The organism is Streptomyces sp. NPDC006643 (assembly GCF_042870175.1).
Classification (GTDB): domain Bacteria; phylum Actinomycetota; class Actinomycetes; order Streptomycetales; family Streptomycetaceae; genus Streptomyces.
On the sequence record NZ_JBIAHA010000018.1, the window covers coordinates 23,047 to 48,802 of the forward strand.

18 protein-coding genes are annotated in these 25,756 nt (G+C 72.4%); 7 read left to right on the forward strand and 11 right to left on the reverse strand.

Annotated elements, in window-relative coordinates; all coding sequences use genetic code 11:
• Positions 1-10 precede the first annotated feature (10 nt).
• The gene (locus ACFYNU_RS23800) at positions 11-1,384 is read right to left on the reverse strand and encodes a deoxyribodipyrimidine photo-lyase (RefSeq protein ID WP_356585188.1); all 1,374 of its coding nucleotides are present in this window, start codon (positions 1,382-1,384) and stop codon (positions 11-13) included.
• A gap of 441 nt (positions 1,385-1,825) precedes the next feature.
• Between ACFYNU_RS23800 and crtI the strand changes: the two genes are divergently transcribed.
• The 3 genes from crtI to ACFYNU_RS23815 are packed head-to-tail and all read left to right on the forward strand — an operon-like array spanning position 1,826 to position 5,390.
• Positions 1,826-3,370: a phytoene desaturase family protein gene (crtI, locus tag ACFYNU_RS23805; protein ID WP_356585189.1), complete on the forward strand. Its 1,545-nt coding sequence runs from the start codon at positions 1,826-1,828 to the stop codon at positions 3,368-3,370.
• On the forward strand, positions 3,367-4,389 hold the full coding sequence (locus tag ACFYNU_RS23810; protein ID WP_356585190.1) for a phytoene/squalene synthase family protein: 1,023 nt from the start codon (positions 3,367-3,369) through the stop codon (positions 4,387-4,389). The genes crtI and ACFYNU_RS23810 overlap by 4 nt, the downstream gene beginning before the upstream one ends.
• The gene (locus tag ACFYNU_RS23815) at positions 4,386-5,390 is read left to right on the forward strand and encodes a DUF5914 domain-containing protein (RefSeq protein ID WP_356585191.1); all 1,005 of its coding nucleotides are present in this window, start codon (positions 4,386-4,388) and stop codon (positions 5,388-5,390) included. The genes ACFYNU_RS23810 and ACFYNU_RS23815 overlap by 4 nt, the downstream gene beginning before the upstream one ends.
• A 98-nt stretch (positions 5,391-5,488) precedes the next feature.
• Here ACFYNU_RS23815 and ACFYNU_RS23820 read toward each other — a convergent pair whose 3' ends face one another.
• The gene (locus ACFYNU_RS23820) at positions 5,489-6,943 is read right to left on the reverse strand and encodes a cytochrome P450 (protein ID WP_356585192.1); all 1,455 of its coding nucleotides are present in this window, start codon (positions 6,941-6,943) and stop codon (positions 5,489-5,491) included.
• Between the two features lie 133 nt (positions 6,944-7,076).
• On the opposite strand from ACFYNU_RS23820, the gene ACFYNU_RS23825 reads away from it, so the two are divergent.
• On the forward strand, positions 7,077-7,526 hold the full coding sequence (locus ACFYNU_RS23825) for a DUF6234 family protein (RefSeq protein WP_356585193.1): 450 nt from the start codon (positions 7,077-7,079) through the stop codon (positions 7,524-7,526).
• Positions 7,527-7,546: 20 nt separating this feature from the next.
• Here ACFYNU_RS23825 and ACFYNU_RS23830 read toward each other — a convergent pair whose 3' ends face one another.
• The 9 genes from ACFYNU_RS23830 to ACFYNU_RS23870 all read right to left on the reverse strand — a co-directional run bounded on the left by ACFYNU_RS23830 (position 7,547) and on the right by ACFYNU_RS23870 (position 21,732).
• Positions 7,547-9,100: an FAD-dependent oxidoreductase gene (locus ACFYNU_RS23830; protein WP_356585194.1), complete on the reverse strand. Its 1,554-nt coding sequence runs from the start codon at positions 9,098-9,100 to the stop codon at positions 7,547-7,549.
• A complete protein-coding gene (locus ACFYNU_RS23835) occupies positions 9,097-9,804 on the reverse strand; it encodes a class I SAM-dependent methyltransferase (RefSeq protein WP_356585195.1) in 708 nt (235 codons plus the stop codon). The genes ACFYNU_RS23830 and ACFYNU_RS23835 overlap by 4 nt, the downstream gene beginning before the upstream one ends.
• A complete protein-coding gene (locus ACFYNU_RS23840; protein WP_356585406.1) occupies positions 9,801-11,003 on the reverse strand; it encodes a lycopene cyclase family protein in 1,203 nt (400 codons plus the stop codon). The genes ACFYNU_RS23835 and ACFYNU_RS23840 overlap by 4 nt, the downstream gene beginning before the upstream one ends.
• Before the next feature lie 117 nt (positions 11,004-11,120).
• Complete coding sequence (locus tag ACFYNU_RS23845; RefSeq protein ID WP_356585196.1) at positions 11,121-12,158, reverse strand: hypothetical protein; 1,038 nt, start codon at positions 12,156-12,158, stop codon at positions 11,121-11,123.
• A 64-nt stretch (positions 12,159-12,222) separates the two neighbouring features.
• The gene (yidD, locus tag ACFYNU_RS23850) at positions 12,223-12,687 is read right to left on the reverse strand and encodes a membrane protein insertion efficiency factor YidD (protein ID WP_356585197.1); all 465 of its coding nucleotides are present in this window, start codon (positions 12,685-12,687) and stop codon (positions 12,223-12,225) included.
• A 69-nt stretch (positions 12,688-12,756) separates the two neighbouring features.
• A complete protein-coding gene (locus ACFYNU_RS23855; RefSeq protein ID WP_356585198.1) occupies positions 12,757-14,352 on the reverse strand; it encodes an ABC transporter substrate-binding protein in 1,596 nt (531 codons plus the stop codon).
• A 10-nt stretch (positions 14,353-14,362) separates the two neighbouring features.
• Complete coding sequence (locus ACFYNU_RS23860; protein ID WP_356585199.1) at positions 14,363-16,429, reverse strand: ATP-binding protein; 2,067 nt, start codon at positions 16,427-16,429, stop codon at positions 14,363-14,365.
• 230 nt (positions 16,430-16,659) lie between these two features.
• The gene (locus tag ACFYNU_RS23865) at positions 16,660-19,881 is read right to left on the reverse strand and encodes an NACHT domain-containing protein (protein WP_356585200.1); all 3,222 of its coding nucleotides are present in this window, start codon (positions 19,879-19,881) and stop codon (positions 16,660-16,662) included.
• A 207-nt stretch (positions 19,882-20,088) separates the two neighbouring features.
• On the reverse strand, positions 20,089-21,732 hold the full coding sequence (locus ACFYNU_RS23870) for a hypothetical protein (protein WP_356585201.1): 1,644 nt from the start codon (positions 21,730-21,732) through the stop codon (positions 20,089-20,091).
• A gap of 323 nt (positions 21,733-22,055) precedes the next feature.
• Here ACFYNU_RS23870 and ACFYNU_RS23875 point away from each other — a divergent pair, with 323 nt between their 5' ends.
• The 3 genes from ACFYNU_RS23875 to ACFYNU_RS23885 all read left to right on the forward strand — a co-directional run bounded on the left by ACFYNU_RS23875 (position 22,056) and on the right by ACFYNU_RS23885 (position 25,752).
• Entirely contained in the window at positions 22,056-22,478 is a 423-nt protein-coding gene (locus ACFYNU_RS23875; protein WP_356585202.1) for a hypothetical protein, read from the forward strand.
• A gap of 132 nt (positions 22,479-22,610) precedes the next feature.
• Positions 22,611-24,929, forward strand: a complete 2,319-nt coding sequence (locus ACFYNU_RS23880) for an APC family permease (RefSeq protein ID WP_388767193.1) — start codon at positions 22,611-22,613, stop codon at positions 24,927-24,929.
• A gap of 43 nt (positions 24,930-24,972) precedes the next feature.
• On the forward strand, positions 24,973-25,752 hold the full coding sequence (locus ACFYNU_RS23885) for a class I SAM-dependent methyltransferase (RefSeq protein ID WP_356585203.1): 780 nt from the start codon (positions 24,973-24,975) through the stop codon (positions 25,750-25,752).
• Positions 25,753-25,756: the final 4 nt, after the last annotated feature.

Below are 25,756 nucleotides of genomic sequence, written 5' to 3' on the forward strand. Positions count from 1 at the left end.
TGGCCGTCCGTCATTCCTTCCCGCGCGCCCGAAGGAAGCGGTCACGGCCCTCGGCCAGTTCCAGCAGCGGGTCCGGATAGTCGTACCGGGCCCGCTCGGACCTCGGGAGCTTCCACGGCTCATGGACGTCCGCGCCCGCCAGCCCCCTCAACTCCGGTACCCAGCGCCGTACGTAATGCCCCTGCGGGTCGTAACGCCTGCCCTGCGTCACGGGGTTGAGCACCCGGTTGGGACGCGAGTCCGTGCCGGTGCCCGCCACCCACTGCCAGTTGAGCTGGTTGTTGGCGATGTCGCCGTCCACCAGCCACTCCAGGAAGTGACGCGCCCCCACACGCCAGTCCACATACAGCGTCTTCGTGAGGAAACTCGCGGTCAGCAGCCGGCCCCGGTTGTGCATCCACCCCTCGTGGCGCAGTTGCCGCATCGCCGCGTCCACCACCGGAAAGCCCGTGCGGCCCGCCTTCCACGCCTCGATCTCCGCACCGGCGGAGCCCACGGACCGCCAACGGTCGTGCCTGGTGCGGTAGTCGGCCGACGACGCGTCGGGCCGGGCGGCCAGCACCTGGTGGTGGAAGTCCCGCCAGCACAACTGCCGTACGAACGCCTCCGCGCCCACGCCGCCGACCTTCCGCGCCCGCACGACGAGTTCGGTGGGGGAGAGGGTGCCGAAATGCAGATGCGGCGAGAGCCGGGAGGTGATGTCACCGGCGAGATCGTCGTGGCCGTCCTCGTACCCGGCGAGACCGTTCCGCCGCCAGGCGGTGAACCGCTTGCGGCCCACCGTCTCGCCGCCCTCGGCGAGACCGGCCGAGACCCCCGGGACCTCCGCGCGCACGGGCACCCGCTCGGAGCCCACCCCGGCCGGTACCCGCACCGACCTCGGCGCCGCGAGGACCTCACGCGGCCGCTCCCGCGACCAGCGGCGGAAGTACGGCGTGAAGACCGCGAAGTGGTCCGAACCGGCCGGCGCGACGGCGCCCGGCGGGAGCACGGTGAGCGTCGCGTCGTGGACACACAGCCGGCGGCCGTCGGACTCCAGCGCGCGGCGCAGCCGTTCCTCGCGCCGCTGGGCGTAGCCGCTCGCCCCGCCCGCCGTCCGCACCTCACCGGCGCCGCACTCGGCGGCGACCTTGCGGGTCTCCTCCACCACGTCCCCGGCGCGTACGACGAGCCGTCCGCCGCGCTCGCGGAGCCCCGCGTCGAGATCGGCCAGACAGTCGGCGAGAAACGCGCGGCGGTTGGGTGTGGCGAACCCGGCCGACTCGACGGCCCGGTCGAGGACGAACAACGGCACCACCTCGTCGGCACCGGCGAGTGCGGCGCGCAGTGTCGGGTTGTCGTGCAGGCGCAGATCGCCGGTGAACAGGACGACCGAGACGCTCATGGAGCCACTTCCCCTCAACGATGCCACTTCCCCTCAGCGGTGCCGCGTGCGTTCCGGGCGCTCCGGCCGTCCGCACGCGGCGCAGGGCATCCACCCTCGTGCCCGCCGCCCCGCCCGGGGGCTCTCGCCACGGCGTGTCACCCGAAGAGGCGCACCACTGACGCGGCTGACCCACGTACGGCCCACGACCGTGGTGCACTGGGACGCGCCACGGGGCGCCCCCGGCGCAGCGCCGGGGGCTCCCCTCGCCACGTCCGATCCGGTCTCCACGTCCGATCCCTAAGAACGGCGCACGCCGCCGTACGACACGAGGAGAGGAAACGCGATGCGCGGCAACGAGGGCGGGACACCACCCTTCGAAGGGCCCGAGCGCGCGCGGCCCGAAGCAGCCGTCCGGCGACGCCCGCCGGACGCGTCGGGCCCCGGCCGGGGGAGCGGCCGATGAGAACACTCGACGGACCGACCGGCCATGTCGTCGTGGTCGGCGCCGGACTGGCCGGGCTCTCCGCCGCGCTGCATCTCCTCGGCGCCGGACGCGCCGTCACCGTCGTCGAACGCGGCACGCTGCCCGGCGGCCGGGCGGGCCGTATCGAACGCGGCGGCTACCGGATCGACACCGGCCCCACCGTTCTCACCATGCCCGACATCGTCGAGGAGGCCTTCGCCGCCGTCGGTGACACACTCGCCGACCGGCTCGACCTCGTCCCCCTGCACCCCGCCTACCGGGCGCGGTTCGCCGACGGCAGCGCGCTCGACGTCCACACCGGCGCCGACGCGATGGCCGCCGAGGTCGAACGCTTCGCGGGGGCGCGTGAAGCGTACGGCTACCGGCGGCTGCGCCACTGGCTGGAGAAGCTGTACGCGGTCCAGATGAGCCGCTTCATCGACGCCAACTTCGACTCGCCGCTGAGCCTTCTCCACCCCGACCTCGTCCGGCTCGCGGCGCTCGGCGGCTTCGGCCGGCTGGACGCCCGCATCGGATCCTTCATCTCCGACGAACGCCTGCGCCGGGTCTTCTCCTTCCAGGCGCTGTACGCCGGGATCCCGCCCGCCAAGGCCCTGGCCGCGTACGCCGTCATCGCGTACATGGACACCGTCGCCGGGGTCTACTTCCCGCGCGGCGGCATGCACGCCCTGCCCCGGGCCATGGCGGACGCGGCGGCGGACGCCGGTGCCGAATTCCGGTACGGCCACGACGTCACACGTCTGGAGCGCTCCGGGGGCGGCTCCGGGGACCGGATCACGGCCGTCATCACCGGCCGGGGCGCCGACCAGGTACGTATCCCCTGCGACGCGGTCGTCCTGACACCCGACCTGCCCGTCACCTACCGGCTGCTCGGTCGGCCGCCGCGCCGCCCGGTCCCGCTGCGGTTCTCGCCGTCGGCGGTGATCCTGCACGCGGGCACCGACCGCACCTGGCCCGAACTCGGCCACCACACCATCTCGTTCGGACGGGCCTGGCAGGGCACCTTCCACGAACTGACCCACACCGGGAGCCTCATGAGCGACCCCTCCCTGCTCATCACCCGTCCCACGGCCACCGACCCGTCCCTCGCGCCACCGGGCCGCCATCTCCACTACATCCTGGCGCCCTGCCCCAACACCCGTATCGGGCCCGGCGTCCAGGAGTGGGCCGACCTCGGCCCCCGCTACCGCGACAGCCTCCTCGCCGAACTCGAACGCCGCGGACTGGACGGACTCGCCGCGGCCGTCGATGAGCAGTGCCTCGTCACCCCCGCCGACTGGACGGCCCAGGGGCACGCGGCGGGCACCCCGTTCTCCGCCGCCCACACCTTCGCGCAGACCGGCCCCTTCCGCCCCCGCAACCTGGTGCGCGGCACCGCCAACGCCGTGCTCGCCGGCTGCGGCACCACCCCCGGAGTCGGTGTCCCCACCGTCCTGATCTCCGGCAGACTCGCCGCCGCCCGCGTCACCGGCGCGGGCGCCCGGGGGGCCGGCCGCCCACCGAGAGGACGCCGCGCGTGACCGACCGCGAACTCGACGCCGCCGGCGTCACCGACCCCTCCCTGCGTGCCGCCTACGCCCGGTGCCGCCTGCTCAACGCCCGGCACGGCAAGACCTACTTCCTCGCCACCCGCCTGCTGCCCGTCGCGCGCCGCCCCGCCGTGCACGCCCTCTACGGCTTCGCCCGCTGGGCCGACGACATCGTCGACGACCTCGGATCATCCGCGACCACCGCCGAGCGCTCCGGCCAACTGGCCTTCCTCCAGGAGCGGTTGGCGGTCGGACTGGCCTCCGGGCGCAGCCGCGAACCGGTGGTCAGGGCGCTCGCCCACACCGCCGCGGCCTACGGCATCGACCACCGGCTGTTCACCGACTTCATGGCCGCCATGCGCAGCGACCTGACGGTCACGCAGTACGCCACCTACGACGACCTGTGCGGCTACATGCACGGCTCGGCCGCCGTGATCGGACTCCAGATGCTGCCCGTGCTCGGCACCGTCGTCCCGCGCGAGGAGGCCGCCCCGCACGCCGCCGCGCTCGGTGTCGCCTTCCAACTCACCAACTTCGTCAGGGACGTCGGCGAGGATCTCGACCGCGGCCGGGTCTATCTGCCCGTCGATCTGCTCGCCGCCCACGGAGTCGACCGTGAACTGCTGGAGTGGAGCCGCACCACCGGCGTCCGGGACCGGCGGATCACCGCCGCGCTGAAGGCCGCCGCCGCCCTGACCCGTACCGTCTACCGGCAAGCCGCGCCCGGTCTCGGCATGCTCGACCCGGTGTCGCGGCCGTGCATCCGGGCCGCGTTCGTCCTGTACGGCGGGATCCTCGACGCCGTCGCCCGCGACGGGTACGCCGTGCTGCACCGCCGCGCCGTCGTGTCGCGCCGACGGCGGGCCGCCGTGGCCGTCGACGGGGTGGTGCGGGTGGTGGCGGCCCGGACCCGGGCCGCGACGCGCGGACCCGTGACCGAGGCCGCCAACGGGGTACGACGGCCTGCACGGCGGCGATCCGGCGCCACCGTGCACGAGGAGGTGGCATGAGCGCTCGCGACGACGGCCGGCGAGGGCGGTTCCCGCTGCGACTGCGCCGGGGACCGGTGAAATGGGAGCGCCAGGAGCCCAGTTGGCGTGCGGCCCGGCCGGCGCTCATCGCGGCGGCGCTGGCGCGGGCGCTCGACCGGCCGTCGGGCAACTGGTACGTCGTCGGCGCCGCCCGCGACATACGGCCGGGCCGCCCCGTCGGCCGCAGCGTCGCAGGCGTCGAACTCGTCCTGTGGCGCGACGCGTCGGGACGGCTGGTGGCCGGCCCCGGCGCCTGCCCGCATCTCGGCGCACCCCTCAAGGACGGCCGGGTGCACTGCGGCACCCTGATCTGCCACTGGCACGGACTCGCCCTGGACGGCGGGCCGTTCGCGGGCTGGGAGCCCGTCCCGGCCCACGACGACGGTGTGCTGGCGTGGGTACGGCTCGACCGGGCGGGCGGCGAGAGCCCGTCGGACCGCCCGCCCGTCCCGCCCCGGCCCGAGGCGGCCGGGGCCGTCGACGCCGTCTACACCGGCTTCGGGGTGTGCGAGCCCGAGGACGTGGTGGCGAACCGGCTCGACCCCTGGCACGGCGCCTGGCTCCACCCGTACTCCTTCGTGGACCTCACCGTCCTCTCCACCCCGGAGGAGGACGGTGAGGGATTCGCGGTGGACGTCTCCTTCAAGGTCGCCGGGCGGGTGGTCGTGCCCGTACGCGCGGTCTTCACGGCCCCCGGGCCGCGCACGGTCGTCATGCGCATCACCGAGGGCGAGGGCCAGGGCTCCGTCGTGGAGACCCACGCGACACCGGTCGGCCAAGACGACCGGGGCCGGCCGCGCACCGCCGTCGTGGAGGCGGTGGTCGCCGCCTCCGACCGGCCGGGCTTCACCGCCGCGCGCGCCGCCGCCCCCGCGCTGCGCCCGGTGATGCGCGCGGTCGCGGGCCGTCTGTGGCGCGACGACCTCGCGTACGCCGAACGCCGCTGGCTGCTGCGGAGCACCGGTCGCTTTCCCGGCTAGGACGTGTCCGCTCTTCGTCCACCCGGGGAGCTGGAGTCGATGCGGGCCTCAACTACGCGCGTCCACCAGCAGGTTCGTGACACCGCGGCCCATGTCTGTCACGGGACGGACTGTGCGGACCTCTTCGGGGCGTCGGTTCTCAGCTCAGGGATCATGCGAAGCCGGGACGGTTGCGTGGTCATTTCGCCCACGGCTCTTACGGAACCCCTCATGGGCGCGGCCTTGAGGCTCCGTCTCGACGCGATGAGAGCCGTGACGACCTTCGCCTCCGTTTCCGCGAAGACGTCGCCGATGCACATTCTCTTGCCTGCCCCGAACGGGAGGAAGGCGCCTCTGGGCGGTTGCGGCCGGTCCGGGTGCCAGCGATCGGGATCGAACCGGTCGGGGTCGGTGTACAGGCTCGGATCGCGGTGCACGGCGTAGGGACTGAAGATCACGTCGGTTCCGGCGGGGAGCACGGTGCTGCCCAGCCGGACGGCGCGCAGGGCCTGTCTGGTGAGGAACCACGGCGCGTACAGCCGCAGAGTCTCCTGGACGAGCCGCCCGGTGAAGGGGAGTTGGCCGAGATGGCCGGCGGTGAGTTCGTCGCCGGCGAGCACGCTGTCGACCTCCTCGTGCAGGCGCCGCTCCAGGTCGGGGTTGCGGCTGAGTTCGTAGAACAGCCAGGAGAGCACCACGGCGGTGGTCTCGGAGCTGGCCGCGAGAAGCGCCGTCACCTCGGAGAGGATGTCGTCGCCGTCCATGGCTTTGCCGGTGTCGTCCTGAGCGCTCATCAGCAGCGAGATGAGGTCCTGATACGAGTCCGGCCGCCTCTGGTGATCCTCGATGATCTCCGTGACCGCGTTCCGCAGCGCGGCGCTCGCAGCCGCGGTCTTCCGGTTTCCGCGTGTGGGCAAGCTCTCCAGCGCGCGTTCCGGCAGCAGGACTCTGAGCAGCGCGGCGCGGAAAACGGTGTCGACACTCTCCAGGATGACCCGTGCGGGCTCGCGTGCCGGGACGGATGAGAACAGGGCCGACATGACCACGTTCTGAGTGAGCAGCTGCATCTCGGTCTTCATGTCGAGCGTCGTGGTGGGGGCCCACGAGTCGATGGCCGGCGCGGTGGTGCTCACCATCTTCTCGACGTAGCCCCTGACCATCTCTTTGTGGAAAGGCGGCTGCATCTGCCGTCTCCGCGCCAGATGCACACGGCCCTCGGTGATGGGCAGAGCGTCCTTGGTGAAGAGTTTCAGTCCCTCGAGAAGGAGGCCCTTGGAGAAGGCGTCCGCCTGTCGGGTGAGCATCTCGTGTATCAGGGTGTGGTCGTTCACGACAGCCACGCTCTTGGGGCCCAGCCTGATACGCACGATCGGACCGTGGGCGCGGACGTCCCGCATGAACTTCAGCCGGCTGCTGCTCCCTGCCATGGAGAGACCATGTCCGAGGAGCGGAAGGCGGCCTGGGACCATGGGCGGGATTCCGGGTGCGCTGTTCAAAACAGGTCCTTTCCCAGCGAAGGCGTCGGAGTCGGGTGATGTTCTCGATGGGCACTGTGGTCCGTGAGAACTCCTCATGGAGACAGGACTCCCCCTCTTGGCCGAGTTCCGCACGCCGCTCGATGTCCCGATTCCATCTCATTGTCGGCCAGTTGCGCGTAGGTATCCGTACTCATGTCCCCGCGCCGCCCCGCCCGGCAAGGTGCTCGGTATGAGCGATCTGCCCGTCGCGCCCCCGGCCGTCGACGCCTCGGTGAAGTCCCGTGTGGAGCGCGGCCCCGATGTGGGGATCTCCTGCGCGCTGGTCTTCCTCGAACTGGTCGCCGTGGCGGTGATCGTCGTCGTGTGGCCCTTCCTCGACCACTTCGACCTGGACCCGGCCTCCGACATCGGGACGGTGTCCCTGTGGCGCTATCTGCCCGCCCTGGGCGGCGTCGCCGTGGTGGCCTTCGTGGCCGCCGTGCTCGCCGGCCGCGCGCGGGCCACCGTGACCGTCGTCAGCCAGGGCGTGACGGCCCTGCTCGTCGCCCTCGCGTTCTTCGCCGGGGCCGCCCTCCAATCCCACGAGGACGAGCGGAACCGCCCCGTCCCCGCACCGACGGGGCCCGTCGGCTGTCGCAGCGGCGGCGACAACAGCGAGTGCGCGCGCTACGGCGGCTGACCCGCCGCGGCCGGCCCCGGTCAGCGGCGCCGGGCCAGCCGTACCAGCGCGCGCAGCCCGGCCGACCGGCCCCTGTCCGGTACGGTCCACAGCGTCTGACCGCGGACGCCCCACCCTTCCAGCAGCGCGTTCGCGGCCAGGAAGCCCGTGGTCGCCGCGCGCTCCATGAGCGCCACCGGCAGGTCCGTGCGGACGAGGTCACCGGCCACCACGACGGCCGGGTCGGGGGTGCGTACGCCGGGGCGGTCGCCGTAACCGCCCACCGGGAACAGCGGACAGTCCGACCGCCACTCGTGCCGCGCGTCGACCGTCCTCGCCTCCCGGGTCTCCGGATACACCCGGTGCAACTGCTCGACCAGCAGCCGCTGTTGGCGGGTCCGGTCGGCGCCGGGATCGACCGCGTACGCGTGCAGCTCCACCACCGAGCCGCCCGTCCGGCCCGCCCACCGCGCCGCCTCGCCCTCCCAGCGGTCCAGCACACTCACGTTGTCGAGCCCACCGAACCCGCTGGTCCCGAGGAAGCCGGGCCGGTCGGCCGCCACCGGACGGTCCAGCCACAGCCGCGACACCAGGAACGGCGGTGCCTCGCGCAGCCGTCCGATCCGCGCCCGCCACCGCGCGTCGCACAACCGGCCTGATGCGGCGACCAGTCGGCGCAACCCGCCGCCGTCCGGCGCGAGCACCACGGCGTCGTACCGCCCCGGCCCGCCGCCCGCCGTCACCGTGACACCGCCACCGGTGGCCGGCGCCACCTCCTCCACCGCCGTCCCCGTACGCAACTCGACCCCGAGCGAGGTGAGATACGCGCCCAGCGGCTCCCACAGGGCGTCGGGGAAGGGGGCGTTCGGTACGTCGAAGAGCAGGCCCTCGCTCGACCCCAGGAAGTAGATGTGGAACATCAACACCAGCTCGGCGGCGGACAGTTCGGCCGGATCGGAGAAGAAGCTGCGCGAGAACACCTCGAACGCCAGATGCCGCGCCGCCGCCGGGAAGCGGATCCCGGACAGGAAGTCCTGGGCGCTGACCTTGTCCAGCTCCTCATACACCCCGGGCATCCGTACGTCCAGCAGCGGCAGCGCCGCCCTCGGGTCCATCCGGGCCAGATCGCGCACGCCGAAGGTGGGGCTGAGCGCGACGAATCCCAGGGCGCTCCACGGCGGCGTACGCGGGACCCGCGCGAAGCTGTCGTACAGCCCCCCGCTGTGCAGCAGCGGGTAGTCCGGCAGCCCGTCGAGCATGCCGAGGCCGGGATCGGCGCGCCGGAGCAGCCCCCGGAGGTTGTAGTACTGCCGGAAGAAGGCATGGAAGCCCCGGCTCATCGTGGCCGCCGAACCGTCGGCCAGCGTGACGGGCCAGCCCGCCAGCCGCCCGCCGAGGACCTGTTCACGCTCGTACAAGGTGACGCGCGCCCCGCGCTCCGCGAGCCCGGTCGCGGCGGCCAGACCCGCGATGCCGCCCCCGACGACCGCGACGTCCGGCGCGTCACCGCCGCCGAACCGTCGCCGCCCCGGCGCCGGACGGACCACCCGGGCACGACGGTCCCGGCCCCGGCGCGGGACGGTGGGGCCGGTCACCGCGAGCGCCCCAGGAAGGTGTGCGTGATGCCCGTCTGCCAGCCCGGCATCGGCAGCACCCGGACATCCGCGAACCCGGCACGCCGCAACCGGTCGGCGAAGCCCGCCGCCGTGTCGAACTCGACCACGCTGCGCCACAGATGACGGTAGAGAGCCGCGTCACCGGCGAGCCGCCCGGCCGGCAGGACGATGCCCTTGCAGACGGCCGTCCAGACCGCGCGGTCCACGGCGCGCCCGCCGAGCGTGTACTCGTGCACACCGAGCCGTCCGCCCGGCGCGAGCAGGGACCGTACGAGGGCGAGCGTCCCGTCCACGTCGGTCACGTTCCGGAAGAGATACGCGGCGAAGACCCCGTCGAACGGACCGGTGACGCCCGCCCCGGCCAGCCGCTCCACCGGCGCGTGGACGAACGAGACGCCCGCCGGCCACCGCTTGGCCGCGGCTCGCTCCAGCATCCCGGCCGACGCGTCCACCGCGACGATCTCGGCGAGCGGGGCGGCGGACAGCAGCGCGGCCGTCGACGCCCCCGTGCCGCAGCCCAGGTCGAGCAGCCGTAGACCGGCGCCGCCACGGGGCAGCCGCAACCGCCGCGCGGAGCGCCGCAGATGAGCGTGGTAACCGGGATTGGCGGCGACCAGCCGGTCGTAGCGCAGCGCGGCATGGTCGAACGCGGCGGAAAGTTCCGTGTCGTGCAGGAGCGTCATCCGACGTCCCTCCCTCTCGGTGCCCGGCGCGACAGCCACGGCAGTTCGGCGACGGTGCGCAGCATCGGACCGACCGGGGTGCGCAGACCGATCGCGACGTCCTCGTACGGGCGGGTCTCGCCGTCCAGGAAACGGAGCAGGCGCGCCAAAGGCACGCGCCCGAACAGTCCCTCGAAGAACGCGGCACCGTCCACCCGCCCGCTGTCCAGCCCTCGCAGCAGGACCGCGTCCATCGCCCTGGCCCGAGCCGGGTAGGCGGGCGGCGGCTCGGGCACCTGTCCGCCGTGGTACGCGGCGGCGACGGCGCGCGCCTGCCGCTGCGCGGCGGCGAAGGTGTAGCCGGTCGACGGGCGGGTGGCCCCACCGGCGGTGCCGATACGGAACACCGAACGCCCCACGCGGCGCGGGAAGCGCCCGTCGGTCATCGGGATGACGCCCTGCTCGGACGCGGTCACCTCGAACGGGCCCAGCCCGAGGACCTGTTCGGTGTAGCGCCTCAGCGCCCGGTCGTACCCCGCGTCGTCCAGCACCTCGCGGGAGAACTCGGTGTACTCCACCAGCGCCTCGTGGGCGCTCGTCGGCAGGACGTAGCCGAAGGCGAGTCCGTGCGGCGGCTGCGGAGTCCGGAAGTCCATCAGATCGGCGGTCCCCGGGTCGAACACCGGCCGCTCGGTGCGGACGAACCAGCCGCGGAAGTGCTGGAGCAGCGTCGTCCGGGCGGGCGGCAGAACACGCGGCGGACGCGAGTCGAAGACCCAGCGGGCCCGGAGTGCCAGCGGACCGCCGTCGGCGGCGACGCCCGTCACCTCGGCGCCGGACGCGCCGTCGTGGACGGTGTCGATCCGGGCCGTCACCCGGCGCGGCGCCCCGGGCCCGGCGAGCCGCCCGGCCAGCAGTTCCTCGAAGGCACCCGACCGCAGCATCTTGTAGCGGAACGGTGCGGGCCGCCCGACCCGCGCCGTCCCGTCCCGTCCCCGTACGCGCAGTGCCTCCCACGAGGCGGTCAGCGCGCCGTCGAAGTCACCGGGGGAACTCTCCCAGAAACACCACGTCCGCTCCGGCGGCCTCAGCGGACCGGCGGGGGCGTCGACCAGGGTCACCTCGGGAACCGGGCGGCCCGGGGGAGGGGTGCAGAGCCGGTACACGAGCGAGAGGCCGGCCGCGCCCGCGCCGACGACGATCACGTCCGTGTCCCGCACCGCCGCGTTCCCTGCCACCGCGTCTCACCTCCGCCCACCGGGCCCGCAGGCCGTCAGGGCGTCAGCATCCCCTATCGGCGGCCGACTTGGCCGTAGGCGGCGCGGGAGAAGTGGTCGCTACGACGCGGCCGACGGCAGTCTCAGGTCGGTGCAGCCGTGCTGTTCGGCCCGGCTCTCGGCGAAGGCGACGAGCGCTTCCCGCGCGAAGGCGTCCGCCGCCTTGTCGATGTGGACGTACTCTGCGGGGGCGATCCGGAAGACGGCCCGAGGGCCGTCGCCCGGACACCGGGCGGTCGCCCAGTAGGAGCCCTCGGCGCCGCCCGCCGAGCGCTTGAAGGTGCCGATGTCGGAGTCGTCGGAACGCAGGCGCTGGGCGAAGGGCCCGAACGACGCCTCAAGGTTGAGCAGCGGCTCGCCGCCGTTCTTCAGCTCGCCCAGTACGCAGCGTTCGAGCGGGGCGCTCCCGCTCGCCGGGGCGTCCTTGATCCACTCCACCCACTCCTGGTCGCGCAGCGGGATTCCCCGGCAGGTGCCCTTCGCGTCGATGCGGGACCCCCATTCCACGGCGCCGGGAAGACGCGGGATCGGGCCGCCGGCCTTCGCGTCGCAGTCCCAGTCCGCCGCCGCCCTGACCGCGGTCGCGGTGACCAGCTCGGCGACACCATGAGTCCGTGAGGCACCGTCCTTGTCGTCGTCGTCCGCGGTCACGACTATCGACCCGGGCTTGTTGGTGCAGGTCAGGACGGCGGCTGTGTTGGCGAAGTCGGTGTAGCCGCGCCAGCCGCCGCCGAGCGGTACGGGCGGGAAGTCCCCCTCGACCTCGTCCAACCGGTCGAAGACATCGGAGGAGTCGCTGTTGAGCGCGGAGTCGGGGAGCCGGCCGATGGCGAGGTCCAGGCCCGCGACCGTGCAGTAGTCGTAGTCCGCCTCGGGCCCGCGCGCCCTGGAGTCCAGGGACAGCTCACCCCCGTCCTTGCCGGTGAAACCGGCGGACTCCTCGTACGGGATCAGCCCCTCGCAGAACGTCTTCAGGCTCTCCTCGTACCGCCAGCCCTTCCCGGTGTCGCTCATCCGGTACCACCCGTAGCCGGCGGCGAGCGCGAGGGCCAGCGACAGTGCGACGTAGGGGGCCCAGCGGCGTACGGCACTCTTCACTGACTGTCCTTCATCTCTCTTGACTCTTCGGATGGTTGGCTGTGACGGAGCCTCGGGCGGGCCGTCACGCCCCCGGGACCGGGTCCCGGCCGCCCCGGCGGCGGGCCGGCCCCGGGCGGCAGCGCAGCAGCCGGCCCAGCACCAGGAACCCGCCGCGCAACGCGCCGTGCCGGTGCAGGGCTCTGACCGCGTACGTGGAACAGCTCGGGGTGTACGGGCAGCACGGCGGCCGGCCCGGGCTGATCTCCGTCCGGTAGTGCCGGACGGCCGCGTACAGCGCGCCGGCGGACCGCCCGGCGGGCCGGGGCGCCGCGGGGTCCTGGCCGGACGAGGGGCGGCGCAGCAGGCCGAGGAAGAGCGCCGGCAGCGCGCTCACCCACATCGCGGGGCAGCACTGCCGGCACATGATGCAACTGTCGGCCGCCCCTTCGAGGCAGCTTTCCTTCTTGCTCTGGCGCGGCCCGTCGGCCCCGCTCACGTTCCGGCCCTGCCGTTCACCGGCCCGGCCGGACTTCCCTGACGCCGTCACAACGCCCCTCCCCGTTCCCGGCGGATCATACGTGCGGGCCCCGGACCTGCCGGAACCAGGGCCGCGCCGTCAGGACGGGCAGACGTTCGGCGCCGCGCCCCGGTAGGTGTGATAGACGGGACCCCGCTCCCGGCCGGCCCCGCCCGGCCGCGTGGGGAACTCGACCACGGGCACGGGCTTGCAGACGGCCCACTGGTCGTTCGCGTCCGGACCCTCGAAGCCGTACGTCCCGGCGGCGCCCACCAGACAGGACGTGCACGTACTGCCGGAGATGCTGGGGATCACGAGCGTGTGGTACACGTCGTCCTTCGAGGGAAGATACAGACCCTCCCGCGTCCGGCTGTCGTCCTCGTTCTCGTTGATCTCCGTGAACGTCCGGTCCACGGCGTCCGCGAGCAGCGTGAAACCGTCGTGGTACATGACGGCGTATCCGTCGTCCAGCGGCTTCTCACCCAGCTCGTGATCGGCCCTCAACTCTTCGAAGGCGTCGAGGAACCGGCCGAGTGCCTTCTTCGGCTCGGCCCCCTCGCTCCACCACGCGGGGTCGACTGCGGACGCGTCGACGATCGTGGCCCTCGCCTCCTCCAGCCACCGCTTCGGCGCGTCCGCGGTGAGGGTGGGCTCCAGCCCTATGCCGACCTTCAGGATCCGCAACTGCGAGGTACGACCGCAGTCGCCCTCCTGCGCGAGACGCGCGACGAAGGCCGGCAGATCCTGGTCGCGGCCCGCGAAGAAGACCGTGTCGGACTTCTCGTTGCAGATCTTCTGTACGGCGTCGGTGAACCGCTGCGGAATGCCCTCGGCGGTCCCCGACGAGCCGATGAAGTTGGAGCTGTGGTTCGACAGGTCGTACGCGGCGTTGAAGTGCTCCTCGAACACGGCGCGCAGATTCTTCGAGTAGACGTCCTCGTCACGGTTGTCCCAGACCAGGAAGCCCTTGCGGTCCTGCGGGTTCCTGTCCAGATAGAGCTTCAGCGCGCGGGCGAACTGGTCGTTGTTGGGCGAGGTCTTGAAGAAGTACGTGGAGTTCATGTCGGCCGAGGTGATGACCGGCCCCACGGTCGGGATCTTGAGCTTGCTGAGTGCCGCGATCGTGTCCCGCGTCTCCGGCGTACTGCTGGGGATCCCGGTCACGCCGACCAGTGGCGCGCTTCTGTCCTTGGCCAGTTCGGCGAGCCGGTCGACGACGGGCTGCCAATGGTCGAGGTTCCGCCCGTCGGGGGCCAGCAGCAACTGGTAGTGCGGGCCGCCGAAGGCGTTGGCCTGCCGCTGCGCCGCCAGCGCGCCGACGAGTCCCCGGCGGATCATGTCCGTCGTCATCGCGCTGTGCTCGTCCGCGGTGAAGGGCATCATCAACGCGATCCGCACGTACGGGATCCTGGGCCCGCTCGACGGCGACTCCCAGCCCTCGCGCACCCGTTCGTTCTCGTCCGCCACAGCCTGGACGAGGCTCGCGATCTCCGGGTCCGCCTCGAAGGCGCCCGCGGTGACTCCGACGCAGTCGCCGCCGATCTCCTCCAGATCCTCGCCGCACGGGCCGGGACCCCGTACGAGGTCGACCAGGATCGCGATCACGACGGCGGTCAGCGCCCCCAGGCCGAGGACGGCGAGCCAGTCGACCGGACCCCACTCACGGGGGTGCCGACGGAACAGCCGGACCAGCATCGTTTCCTCCTCACTCGCCGGGGACGGGTAACGGGCGCTTCTTGCGTGCCGCGACGGGCCAGCTGCGGGCGGCCTGGCCCAGCACCGCGTGCCAGGACCGGTGGCGGGGCGAGAGATACGCCAGTTCCTCGCCGATCGCCCGGCACATGTCCGCGTCCGGCTCGGCGTGCGGCTGCGACACATGCCACAGGGCGTGCAGCAGCCGGTTGACGCAGCGCTCGATGTCGTCCAGCTCCGCGTACCGGCCGTCGTGGGCGCCGAGCGCGACCTGTGTCCGTTCGTCGGTCCAGTCGCCGGCCGGCGGCGTCGGCGGGGTGGGTGCCGTCGCCGCGTACCGCAGGCACAACACCCAGTGTGTGGCGGCCTGTTCGTCCTGCTCGGACTGGAACTCCTCGGCCAGTGTGGCGACGACCGTCTCGGCGTTTCCCGCCGCGAGTGTGTGCCGCAGCGCGTCCGCCTCCCCGCTCTCGCCGCGCTGGGTGTGGTGTATCCGCAGAAACTGGTGGATCTCCTGCCAGCTGCGGCCGGCGTCGGCCGTCCGCGAGGTGCGCCGCGCCTCGTGCACGAGCAGCGTCTGTAACAGCGCGTCGGCGACCAACGGTTCGTCGGGGCTGGTGAGCCGCTGCCACTGCTGGGCTTCGAGATAGTCGGTGGCCGAGTTGGCGGGCAGCTGGTCGGGCCCCTGGAACCGCAGATGGGCCGCCAGCGCCTCCGCCGCCGTGCTGTCGCGGGCGAGGGACAGCAGGGTCAGCCGGTCGCGCTGGCGCCGGTCCGGCAGCAGCCGCTCCAGCAGCACCTCGGTCACCGCGCGGCCGTCCTGCGTGGTCAGTTCGAGCAGCCCGCGCGGTTCCACGGCGGCGCCCCGCCCGGTGGCGTCGAGGACCGCCGCGCACAGCACGGTCGTCGCCGCGGGATGCCCGCCGGTCAGCGAGTGCACGGCCGAGGCCAGATACGGGTGGAGCGGTCTGGCGGGGCGGTCCGGCACCAGCAGGGGCAGGATGTCGTCCCGGCTCAGCGGCGCGAGCGGTACGGCGAGCAGACCGGCGGACGGAACGCGGCCCCGGCGCTCCCAGCCGGACGACTTCACCAGGTCCGGCAGCTCACGGGTGATCGCGGCGTCGTCCTCCTCCGGCAGGTCGCCGAGCCGGGTGGCCACGACGACGATCTCCTCGTGGTCGGGGCGTTCGGGCAGCGCGCGGTGCTTCAGCAGCAGATCCAGGAAGGCCTGGCCCGCCGCCGTGTGCGCGTCGTCGAGCAGCACGAGCGGCCAGGGCTCCCGGTTCCACCGCTGGAGCCTGCCGTACGAGGCGCCGACATCGTGCAGGAAGGCGGCCAGCAGGCTCTGCTCGGCGAAGTCCCGGTAGTCGCCGCCCTGTTGGAACCACTCGCCGAGCAGTGGCAGCGGGTCCTGCCCGTCGGTGCCCGCCGGGAAGCGGCGCGCGTACCACTCGCGGGCGGCGACCGGCCCGTACCGCTCGGTGTACTCGGCCAGCACCGCGCCCGTGACCGCCTCCCGGTCCCGCTCCATGTCCTCGGCCGGCGCGTCCGCCAGCCGGCCCTCGACGGCGGTGGCCCAGGAGTGCCGCAGCGTGTCCTCGTCGCCGTCGGCGAGCCGGCACGCCAGCAGCAGCCGGGCGTGCAGCAGACAGGTCGCGTCCCGCTGCTCGGAGTTGCCCCGGTCCCAGCCGGACACCGCGAACAGACCCGGCGTCAGAACCGGGAAACGGCGGCGCAGTTCAGGCGCCAGACCGCAGACCAGTTCCGCCAGCACGCCGACCAGGGTGGACGCCGTGGCGGCCTCACCCACGGCCGGGGCGTACGGCGGCGTGCCCGATTCGGCCGGCGCGATCCTGACATGGGCCAGCGGGAGCCGGCCCCGGTAGTGCGCCGCCAGATCCGCCAGGACGGCGCTGCGCCCCATGCCGTGCTGACCCGTCACCAGCACCACCGGGAGATCGCCGCGCGGCTCCCGGGGCGTACGGGACCTCTCGTCGTACGTCAGACCGGTGAGCCGGGGGAGGAGCGAGCGCAGGAGCGGATCCCGGCCGTGGAGCGGTGACGTGTCCGTCGAGCGCATGTGGTCGCGTCACGCCCCTTCGTCCGTCGCTGACCGGCAGCCACGAGCCCGGAGCTGGGCGGTACCGCTTCCCCGAGACACCAACCGCTGATATCCATACCAATTAAGCCTGGAATCACAGAACTTAACCCCCGGACAACCTCCTCGCCAGGCCGACACCACACTCTGTCACCTGGTTGTGACAGGTGGGACTCGCCGGTCCACGCGTCTGTGCGCCGGCGGCGCCGGTGTCAGGGATGCGGATGGATGTCGAGTTCCACGCTGTCGGGCAGCGTGTCCGCGCCGCGGATCTCACCCGCGTACGACAACCGGACCAGACGCAGCCGGCGCAGCCCGGCCAGTGAACCCAGATCCAGCTCCGAGACCTGGGACAGATGAATCTCCTCAAGTCCCGGCAGCCGTCTGGCGATCCGCCGCAGCGGCACCGGGGCGCCCGGCCTGGCCCGCACCGTCAGATGGGTGACCTGCGGGATCTCCGTACGCGGCGCGAACAGCAGCATGCTGAGCTGCTGCGGCGACAGGGTCAGCCTCCGCAGATCCGGCAACTCGCCGAGGAGCGAGCCCCATTCGTCGGGCGTCACGCGTTCGCTCGCGTCCTGGAGCCGCAGCTCCTCAAGGCCCCGGCAGTGCACGATCCCCGCGAGCTGCGCCGCCGCCGGCGGCAGGGACAGCAACCGCAGCTCGGCGGCGCGCGGCAGGTCGGAGAGCCCGCGCCACGGCACCTCCGAGCCCACCAACAGCCCTTCCAGCGCCGGGCAGTCCGACAGCTTGAGCAGCGGCTCGAACTGGGGGAGATCCCGCAGCTCCAGGCGCCGCAGCCGTGGCAGCCGCGTCAGCGGTGTCGGATCCTTCACGTTGCGGCAGCCCTGGAGCGCCACTGTCTCCAGCTCGGGGTAGACGGACAGCAGCTCCAGGTCCTCCAGCTGGAGTGTGTTGTGCAACCGCAGCTCACGCAGCCGGCGCGGATTCAGCGAGGTGCGGATCTCCTCCGGGCTGAAGTCACCGCGCAGACTGACGCGCTGATAGCCGGACATGGTGCGCAGCGCCTCCAGCTCGGCGGGCGAACGCACCGTGACCGCCTCGTCCGGAGTGGTCTCCAACAGCGGCCGTACGATCTCCTCCGCGTACACCAGCGTGTCGAACCGGTCCCAGTGGTCGAGGAGTTGGGCACGCACGGCGGACTGGCTCGTCCCCAGGAACTCGCGCAGCCGGGGGATCGCCGCGTCCCCGCCGATCTGGCATATGGCGTGGACCGTGGCCAGCTCCTCGTCGCCCTGGAGGTCCTTCGCCCGGGGCAGCAGCCCGAGCAGCAGCGGCCCCGTCTGGGCCAGCGATCTGGCCTCGCGCAGACTGCGCGGCGGCAGCATTCGCGCCGCGCGGTCCTCGATCGCCTCGCGCACCGTCGGCTCCAGCCGTGTGGCCTGTTCGAGGGAGGCCAGGGCGAGCAGCCGCAACCGGGCCTGCACCGCCGCGTCCTTCTCCCGGTCGCCCCGCTCCCGAAGACGGGTCAGCAGATCGGCCCGTTCCTGGTGTCTCGCCTGAGCGACGGCCATCTGCACCACGTCCTCCCACTGGTCCACGTGTGCGTTGTTCACCAGCATGCCCATGTCGCGCTCCTCCAGCACCGCACGCGCACCGAGGAAGTCCTGAAACGTCCGGTGGATGAAGCTCACCGCGCCCGTCGCGGGCTCGCGCAGCAGGCCCGAGCGCTCCAGGAGAAGTTGCAGTGCCTCTTCCGGCGTACCGACCTCGGCGAGCCGCGGTACGGACGGCTGGAGCCTGCGCACCACGTCCACCGCGTCCGCCCGCTCCAGCTGGGTGCGCTCGTTGCGCAGCAGCCAGTAGGCCAGCCGCTGGAGCGGCTCCGTCGCCGACTTCTGGTCCAGCTCGGGCCGGTGGCCCCGGCCGTACACCTCACGCTCCAGGTCGCGCCGCTCCAGCAGCATGGACAGCGCCGCCTCGTACAGCGAGGCGCGGCCCTGCGGCAGGAACCCCCGGCGCTCCCGGTGCAGGGCGCACATCAGCGCGCACATCAGCGGGTTGGTCGCCAGCCGGCTCAACTCGGGGCTGCTGCGCAGGGACTGGGTCAGCGAATCGCCCAGCTCCTCCGTGGCCCGGGCCGCCGTGTGCCAGCGCCGGATGAACTGCCGCATGTCGGCGGGGCGCATCGCGGTGAGCGTGAACTCCTGGAAGCCCTCGCGGGCCAGCCACTCCCGGTCCAGGGCCGAGGGGCGGGAGGTGAGCAGCCACAGATTGCCCGGAAAGACCGCGATCAGCTTCTTGAGCCAGGCCCTGGCGCGGACCCGCTCGCCCTTGGGGATCTCGTCCGCCCCGTCGATCAGGAGCACGCCGCGCCCGTGCTGGAGCACCCGCGCCGCCCATCCGTCGGGCTCGGTGCCCACCAGCGGGCAGCCGATCCAGCGCAGGAAGTCCTCGGGCATGGGCAGTTCGGTGTCCTTGCGCACCAGCGCGCGCAGCGGCAGCACGAACGGCACCCGCCCGTACAGCTGCGGCAGCCAGCCGGGCACCCGGTCCTGCTGCGCCGTGGTCAGGGCCAGCCATTGGACGAGCGTCGTCTTGCCGGTGCCGGCGACCCCGCGCAGCAGCACCCGCTCATGCCGGGCGAGAAGCCCCTCGGCGGGGCCGCCGGCCCGCTCGGTCTCCGCGTCCCGGTCGACGCCCGCCTCGCCGCTCAGCACCGGGACCGGATCCGCGCCGCCCCGGTACGGGGTCGCCTCCAGGCTCAGATACGCGGACTCCAACGGCCAGTCCTGGCCGTCCGGTTCGCGCAGGTCGACACCGTAGATCGTGAGCCGGCCGTGGCACTCGACGACGTACCGCGCGTACGCCTCCTCGAAGTCGGTGTCCTGGCGGCTGATGTCGGGCAGCCGGTCCAGCAGCCGGTCCAACTTGGCGCTCTGCTCGCGCAGTTCGCGGCTCTGCTCGATGTGGGCGCGGGCCGCGAACCCCGGCTGCTGGGTGAAGAGGCGCACCAGATGCACACAGGCCGTCTCCAGGAGCCGGTCGTGGAAGCGGGCGGCGTCGTCGCTGAGGAGGCGACGGGTGTCGGGGCCCGCGCGGCGGGACAGCTCGGCGGCGAGCCGCTCGGGGCCGAGCCCGAAGGCGTGGACGTCGTCCATGTCGAGATCGCCGAGAGCGTGCAGGGTACGGGTCAGGGCCTGGCCGACGGCCTCGTGCTCGTCGGCGCCGACCGGCGGATCGTGCGGCCCGGCCGCCCGGACGGCACGGCGCACCAACTCGCGGGCGAGCTTGTGCAGATCGTCCTCGCTGAGGGTGCGGTGCTCCTTGCCGAAGGCCACCATCCGGCGAATCGGGATCGGCCGGTCGGTGAACTCGGCCTCCGGCACCTTGGCGGCCGGCAGTAACAGCCGTTTGAGTACCGGTACGACCACCGCGGACGCGATCCGCAGCCCCACCACGCCGCCGTCCACAGCAGCCCCCTCCCTCACCCGCGTCCAACCGCCCCCTGTACGGGGCGGGTTGGACCGTGCGGGGCCCGTGGACCCCCGTGACCGGACTCAGCCTAGCGGCGGAAGCCCCGGCCGGGTCAGGGCTCACACGGGTCGCGCGACCACCGCACGCCGTCGCACGCCCGGCGCCGACCACGACGGCTCACGGCCCGCTGTCCGAGACACCCCCTAGGCGATCGGCTTCGTCTGGGTGCAGTTCTTCCACTCGACCCAGGGCCGGGCGCCGCCGTTCTTGGGGCCGGTGGCATAGGTCGGTGTGCCGGTGATGGCTTGGTTCTTCTCTTCGTGGGTGATGTCGATGCCGAAGAGTTTGAAGCCGAGCGTCACCTGTCCGGCGGAGATGCCGAAGCCGATGCCGAGTGAGGCGTTCCACCAGTCGGTGTTGGCGTTGTAGTCGAGGCGGGAGAGTTTGCCCTTGTCGTGGAGGAGGCGCTCCAGGGGGCCGGTGTCGCTGTCGGGTGCTTCGGCGGCGTCGGAGGGGCTGGGGAGGGCGTCGCCGGCGGGGAAGTCGCCGCGTCCGCGGAGCCAGTCCTCGACGAGTTTGCTGTCGCCGTCGTTGTCGAGGACGACTTCGGCGGACTCGGTGTGGATCTTGGAGTTGATGGTGCCTCCGCCGCCGCCGACGTCGATGGTGACGGGGGTGCCGGGGACGTTGGCGCCGGCGCCGGCCTGGATGCCGGCGCCTTCGCCGTTCTCCTGGCTGGTGGTGATGACGAGTTTCTCGGGGCGGTGTTCCTTGCCGTCCTTCTCCTCCTGGTCGAAGGTCTTGGCGTCGTAGGTGACGGCGACCTGCTGCATGCGGGTGGCTTTGCCCTGGGCTATCTCGCCGCCCTTGGCGTCGACGCTGAAGGTGTAGACGAAGGTGATCTTCCCGGCGTCGGGGCCGGTGTTGGCACGCATCACCACGACGTCCTCGGTCATGGTCCCGGTGCCGAACTCGCCGGAGATGTTGCCGAGGTCGGTGGGCTTGCCGTCCTTGTCCTTGCCGCCCTTGCCCTTTGTGAAGGACTTGCCGAAGCTCACCCCGCCGGCCACCTCGGTGCTGGTCTTGGTGATGTCGACGTCCGGCGCCTTCTCCGGCGGCAGATCGGGCTTCTTCTTGTTGGCGTGGTAGCCGCAGATCATCCCGAGTTCGGAGGAACGGGGCCCGGCGGGACGGGAGTTGCACTCGTCCTGGGCCTTCAGATACTCGGTGAACTGCTTGGCGTCCTCGAGGTTGAGTTCGAGGTCCTTCTGCGGGTCGCCGGTCTTGTTGCCGTTGAACAGCCACTGACCGCCGCTGCCACTGCCCTTCATATAACTGCCGCTCAGCGAGGCGCTGCCGCCCCACTCCTTCAGACCGGGGATACCGGCGGAGATGCTGGCCGTGACCCCGCCCCCGCTCTCGGTCACCCGCTCCAGGGTGACGGTGCCGTCGGACCACTGCTGGAGCTTGATCTGCTCGGAGCTGCTGATCTTGATGAAGAGAATCTGGACGACGACCGTGGTCTTCGTCTGGTCCTGGGCGAGCAGGCACTTGGCGGGCTGGAACGGGTCGCCGGGTGGGCCCTCGGGTGTCTCGCCGTCCCCGCCGCCACCCCCGTCGTCGCCCCCGCCGCCGTCGCCCGAGTCGCAACCCTTCCCGCCGTCGGCCGCGTTGACGATCCGGCAGACCGCGTCCTCCAGCGCCACCGCCGTGTCGGTGGGGACGGTCAGCGCCACGATCGCGGCGCCGATCGCGGCGACGACGCCGATCATCGCGACGTACTCGACACCGCCCTGACCCGTCTCGCCGCGCCTGCCCGCTCTGGGACGGCAGAGAGTGCCGTTCATCCGCGCTCCTCGTCCAAGCTGTGACTCGTTCACCTGAGGGACTGGAGGGTAAGGAGCCTCCCGGGCCCAGTCGCAGGGCCTCTGGACCCACTCGCGGGCCCAGCCGTACGGGAGGGCCCCCGACCGGGCGGCATATCGCCCCGATACGGGCGCCGTGGGTGTGGGAACGGGCGGGACGGAGGGGCGGGGGGAGCGGGCACGGGTGCCGCGCACGGCGCGCCGTATCGCCTCCGGCAGCGGTACCGTGGGAGGAACGAGGGCTTCCGGACACCCCCAGGGGATGGTGCGGGCCCGGGAACGTCGTACGTGAAGAGGTGCTCCGTATGGACGCGGATCGTGCCGAGCGTATGACCGCGGAGCTGCGCGCCCGCGGCGTCATGGCGCATCTGGTGCACGCCGGTGTTTACGAGTTCGGTATCCGGGTCGTCCTGGACGACCGGATCGAGGCGCTCTGGGACATGGACGGGGCGGCGGGGCTCGACGCGGAGATCGTGAACGAGGGGGCCCTGATCGGGTTCGTCCCGCATGTGCCGGGGTCGGAGGAGTTCACGGAAGAGCAGCTCGTGCAGACCATCGCGACCACGGACTACGCCCTCGACACCCTCCAGCGGCCCGCCGAACGCACATCCGGGACGGAGAACGCCGACAAGCGGCCCGGCCGGGCGCCGGACGGACCGTCGCACGCGACAGCGCCCGAGCCGGGGCGTCAGCGACGCGGCCACTGGATCCGGCGCGGCAAGCGATGAGACAACGGCGCGCGCCGAGGCGAGGGCGCGCGGTGGCGTGGTCCGTACGACCTGGGTGAGCGCCCTCGTCCCTGCCCGAACCACTCGGCGTCACTCCCCGCCCTGAGGTAGGCATTCCGTCACACTTGCCGCATGTCGGGCACTCGCGGTAAGACCTCGAACACCAAGAGCACACGGAGCGCGGCCGTACCGGGCAGCACTCCACTCCGGGCCCTCGACGCACAGCAACTGCGGGTGCTGGGCTCCGTGGGACGTGAGTGGCGGCGGGTGTCGGCGGGACCCGACGTCTGGCGGCGCGCGCTGCCGGTCGATCCGGATCTGGGGAGTCTCCCGACCCCGTCCCAGATCACGCCCGCCCGCTTCGGACGGGTCGTCCCGGTGTCCCCGTTCGGCCCGACGGCACCGAGGATCGCGGTGCCCCCGCCGGCGCCCACCACCAAGCCGACCGAGGGCACACCGGCCGGCCAGCACCCCCAAGCCCCTGTTCAGCGACCCCGGGCCGCCTACCGGCTCCGCCGTCTGCTGCTCGGACCCGCGCTGGCGAGCACGGCCATCGCCCGCGAGCGCATGCGCAAGCTGATCGCCCTGCCGGTCCTGTCGGCCGACGCGCTCTCCTCCGTCGCGTACGGGCCGGAGGCCATGCTCGCCGTCCTCGTTCTCGCGGGCACCGCCGGACTCGGCTACTCGATCCCCATCGCGGCCACCATCGTGTTCCTGATGCTGGCCATCGGCGTGTCGTACCGCCAGACCATCCGCGCCTATCCGCACGGCGGCGGCTCCTACATCGTCGCCAGCGACAACCTCGGCCGCGTGCCGGGACTCATGGCCGCCGCCGGGCTGATGACCGACTACATCCTGACCGTCGCGGTGTCCATCGCCGCCGGTGTCGCCGCCATCACCTCGGCCCTGCCCTCCCTCGCGTCCTCCTCCGTACTGATCGGTGTCGCCGCCATCGTCGTCCTGCTCGCCTGCAATCTGCGCGGGATCCGGCAGGCCGGTGCCATCTTCGCCGCGCCGACCTACGCCTTCGTGATCGCGATGCTGGCGCTGATCGCCGTCGGCCTCTCCGACGCGGCCGACCGGGGTTTCCACCCGGTGCCGCACCCGCCCGTCAACGCCACCGAGGGGCTGGGCATCCTCCTCGTGATGCGGGCCTTCGCGTCCGGTGCGACGGCGATGACCGGCATCGAGGCGATCTCGAACGCGGTCCCGGCGTTCAAGCCCGTCGAGTGGCGCAACGCCCGCACCACGCTGACCTGGATGATCGTCCTTCTCATCGCCCTGTTCGCTGGCACCATCGCCATCGTCCACTTCAGCGGAATCCTGCCGAGGTCCGACGAGACCGTGCTGTCCCAACTCGCGCACCTGAACTACGGCTCGGGCATGATGTACGTCTTCACGCAGGCGGCCACCGCCGCCGTCCTGCTCCTTGCGGCCAACACCGCCTTCAACGACTTCCCCCGCGTCCTGTCCCTGCTGGCCCGCGACGACCACGCGCCGCGCCTCTTCGCACGGATGGGCGACCGTCTCGCCTTCAGCAACGGCATCATCCTGCTGTCACTCGCGGCGGGGCTGGTGTACGTGGCCTTCGACGGCCGCACCGCATCCCTCATCCCGCTGTACGCGGTCGGCGTCTTCCTCGCCTTCACGCTGTCCCAGGCCGGCATGGTCGTCCACTGGTGGCGTCTGAGGGATCATCACTGGCGCAAGAGCCTGCTGTTCAACGCCATGGGCGCGGTGCTCTCCGCGGTCGTCCTCATCACGGCCGGCATCACCAAGTTCACCGAGGGCGCCTGGGTCGCGCTGGTGGCGGTCGCGCTGTTCCTCTTCGTCACCACGCGCATCCGCCGCCACTACGACACGGTCGCCGCCGCGCTGCGGCTCCAGCGGCACTCGATCGAACTGCCGCGCCGCACCATCGCGCCCCGCGTCGACGTACCGCCCCAGGGTGTGGAGAGCTCAAGCGACCCACGGCACCCCCGCGATCCGCAGGCGTTCGCGCGGACCGGCGCGGCCGGCGAGTCCGAGGAGGCGGAGGAAGTGCCCGAGGAGATCCGGCACTTCACCCTCGTACTGATCGAAACGCTCGACCGCGCCGGTATGCGCGCGCTCGCGTACGCCGCCTCGCTCCAGCAACCCGTCCTCGTCATCCACGTCAGCACCGGCGTCGACGAGGCCGAACGCTTCCGCGGCCAGTGGCGGCTCTGGGGCGACCATCTGCCCCTCCAGGAACTCGTCTCCCCGTACCGCGCCGTCATCGCGCCCCTCGTCAACTACATCGAGGCCCTGCATCACCAGCGGCCCGATCTCACCCTCACCGTGATCCTCCCGGAGATCGTCATGTGCCAGCGGCGCTACAGCGCCCTGCACAGCCGGACGGCGGCACGTCTGCGCCGGGCGCTGCGCCCGCTGCGCAAGGTCGTCGTCACCACGGTGCCCTTCCATGTCTGACGAACGGCTGCCCGGCCGGGGAGGTGCTTGATATGTTCCAGGCATGAACAAAAGGGGAGTGGACGGCAGCGCGGGGGACGCGGACTACGGCGCGATCGGCGGCGGTTACGCCGACCACCGCCGGCCCGACAGTCGGATCGCCGCCATGGTCACCGAGGCGCTCGGGCTGTCGAGAACGGTCCTCAACGTCGGTGCCGGGACCGGTTCGTACGAGCCGCCGGACCTGGACGTCACGGCGGTCGAGCCGTCGGCGTCGATGCGGGAGCAGCGGCCGGCGCGGCTGCGGCCCGCCGTCGACGCGGTGGCGGAGGACCTGCCGTTCGGGGACGACACCTTCGACGCCGCGATGACCACGTTCAGCATCCACCAGTGGAGCGACTTCCAGGCCGGGCTCCGCGAGATGCGCCGCGTGGCGCGCGGCCCGGTGGTGATCCTGACCTGCGACCCGGACCTGGTACGGGAGTTCTGGCTGTACGAGTACGCGCCCGCGGTCCTGGACACCGAGGCCCGGCGCTACCCCTCGATCGAGACCGTCGCCCGGACACTGGACGGCCATGTGTCCGTCCGGCCGGTGCCGATCCCGGCTGACTGCGCCGACGGCTTCAACGAGGCGTACTACGCGCGCCCCGAGCGGCTGCTCGACCCGGCCGCCCGGCAGGCGTGCTCGGCCTGGTCGTTCGTGGCGGACGGCGAGCGCGAACGGTACGTCGAGGCGCTGCGGCGCGATCTCGACTCGGGCGCCTGGGACCGGCGTCACGGATCCCTGCGCCAACAGCCCGTCCTGCACGGCTCGTTGACCCTGATCCGCGCGATCCCCTCCTAGGCCG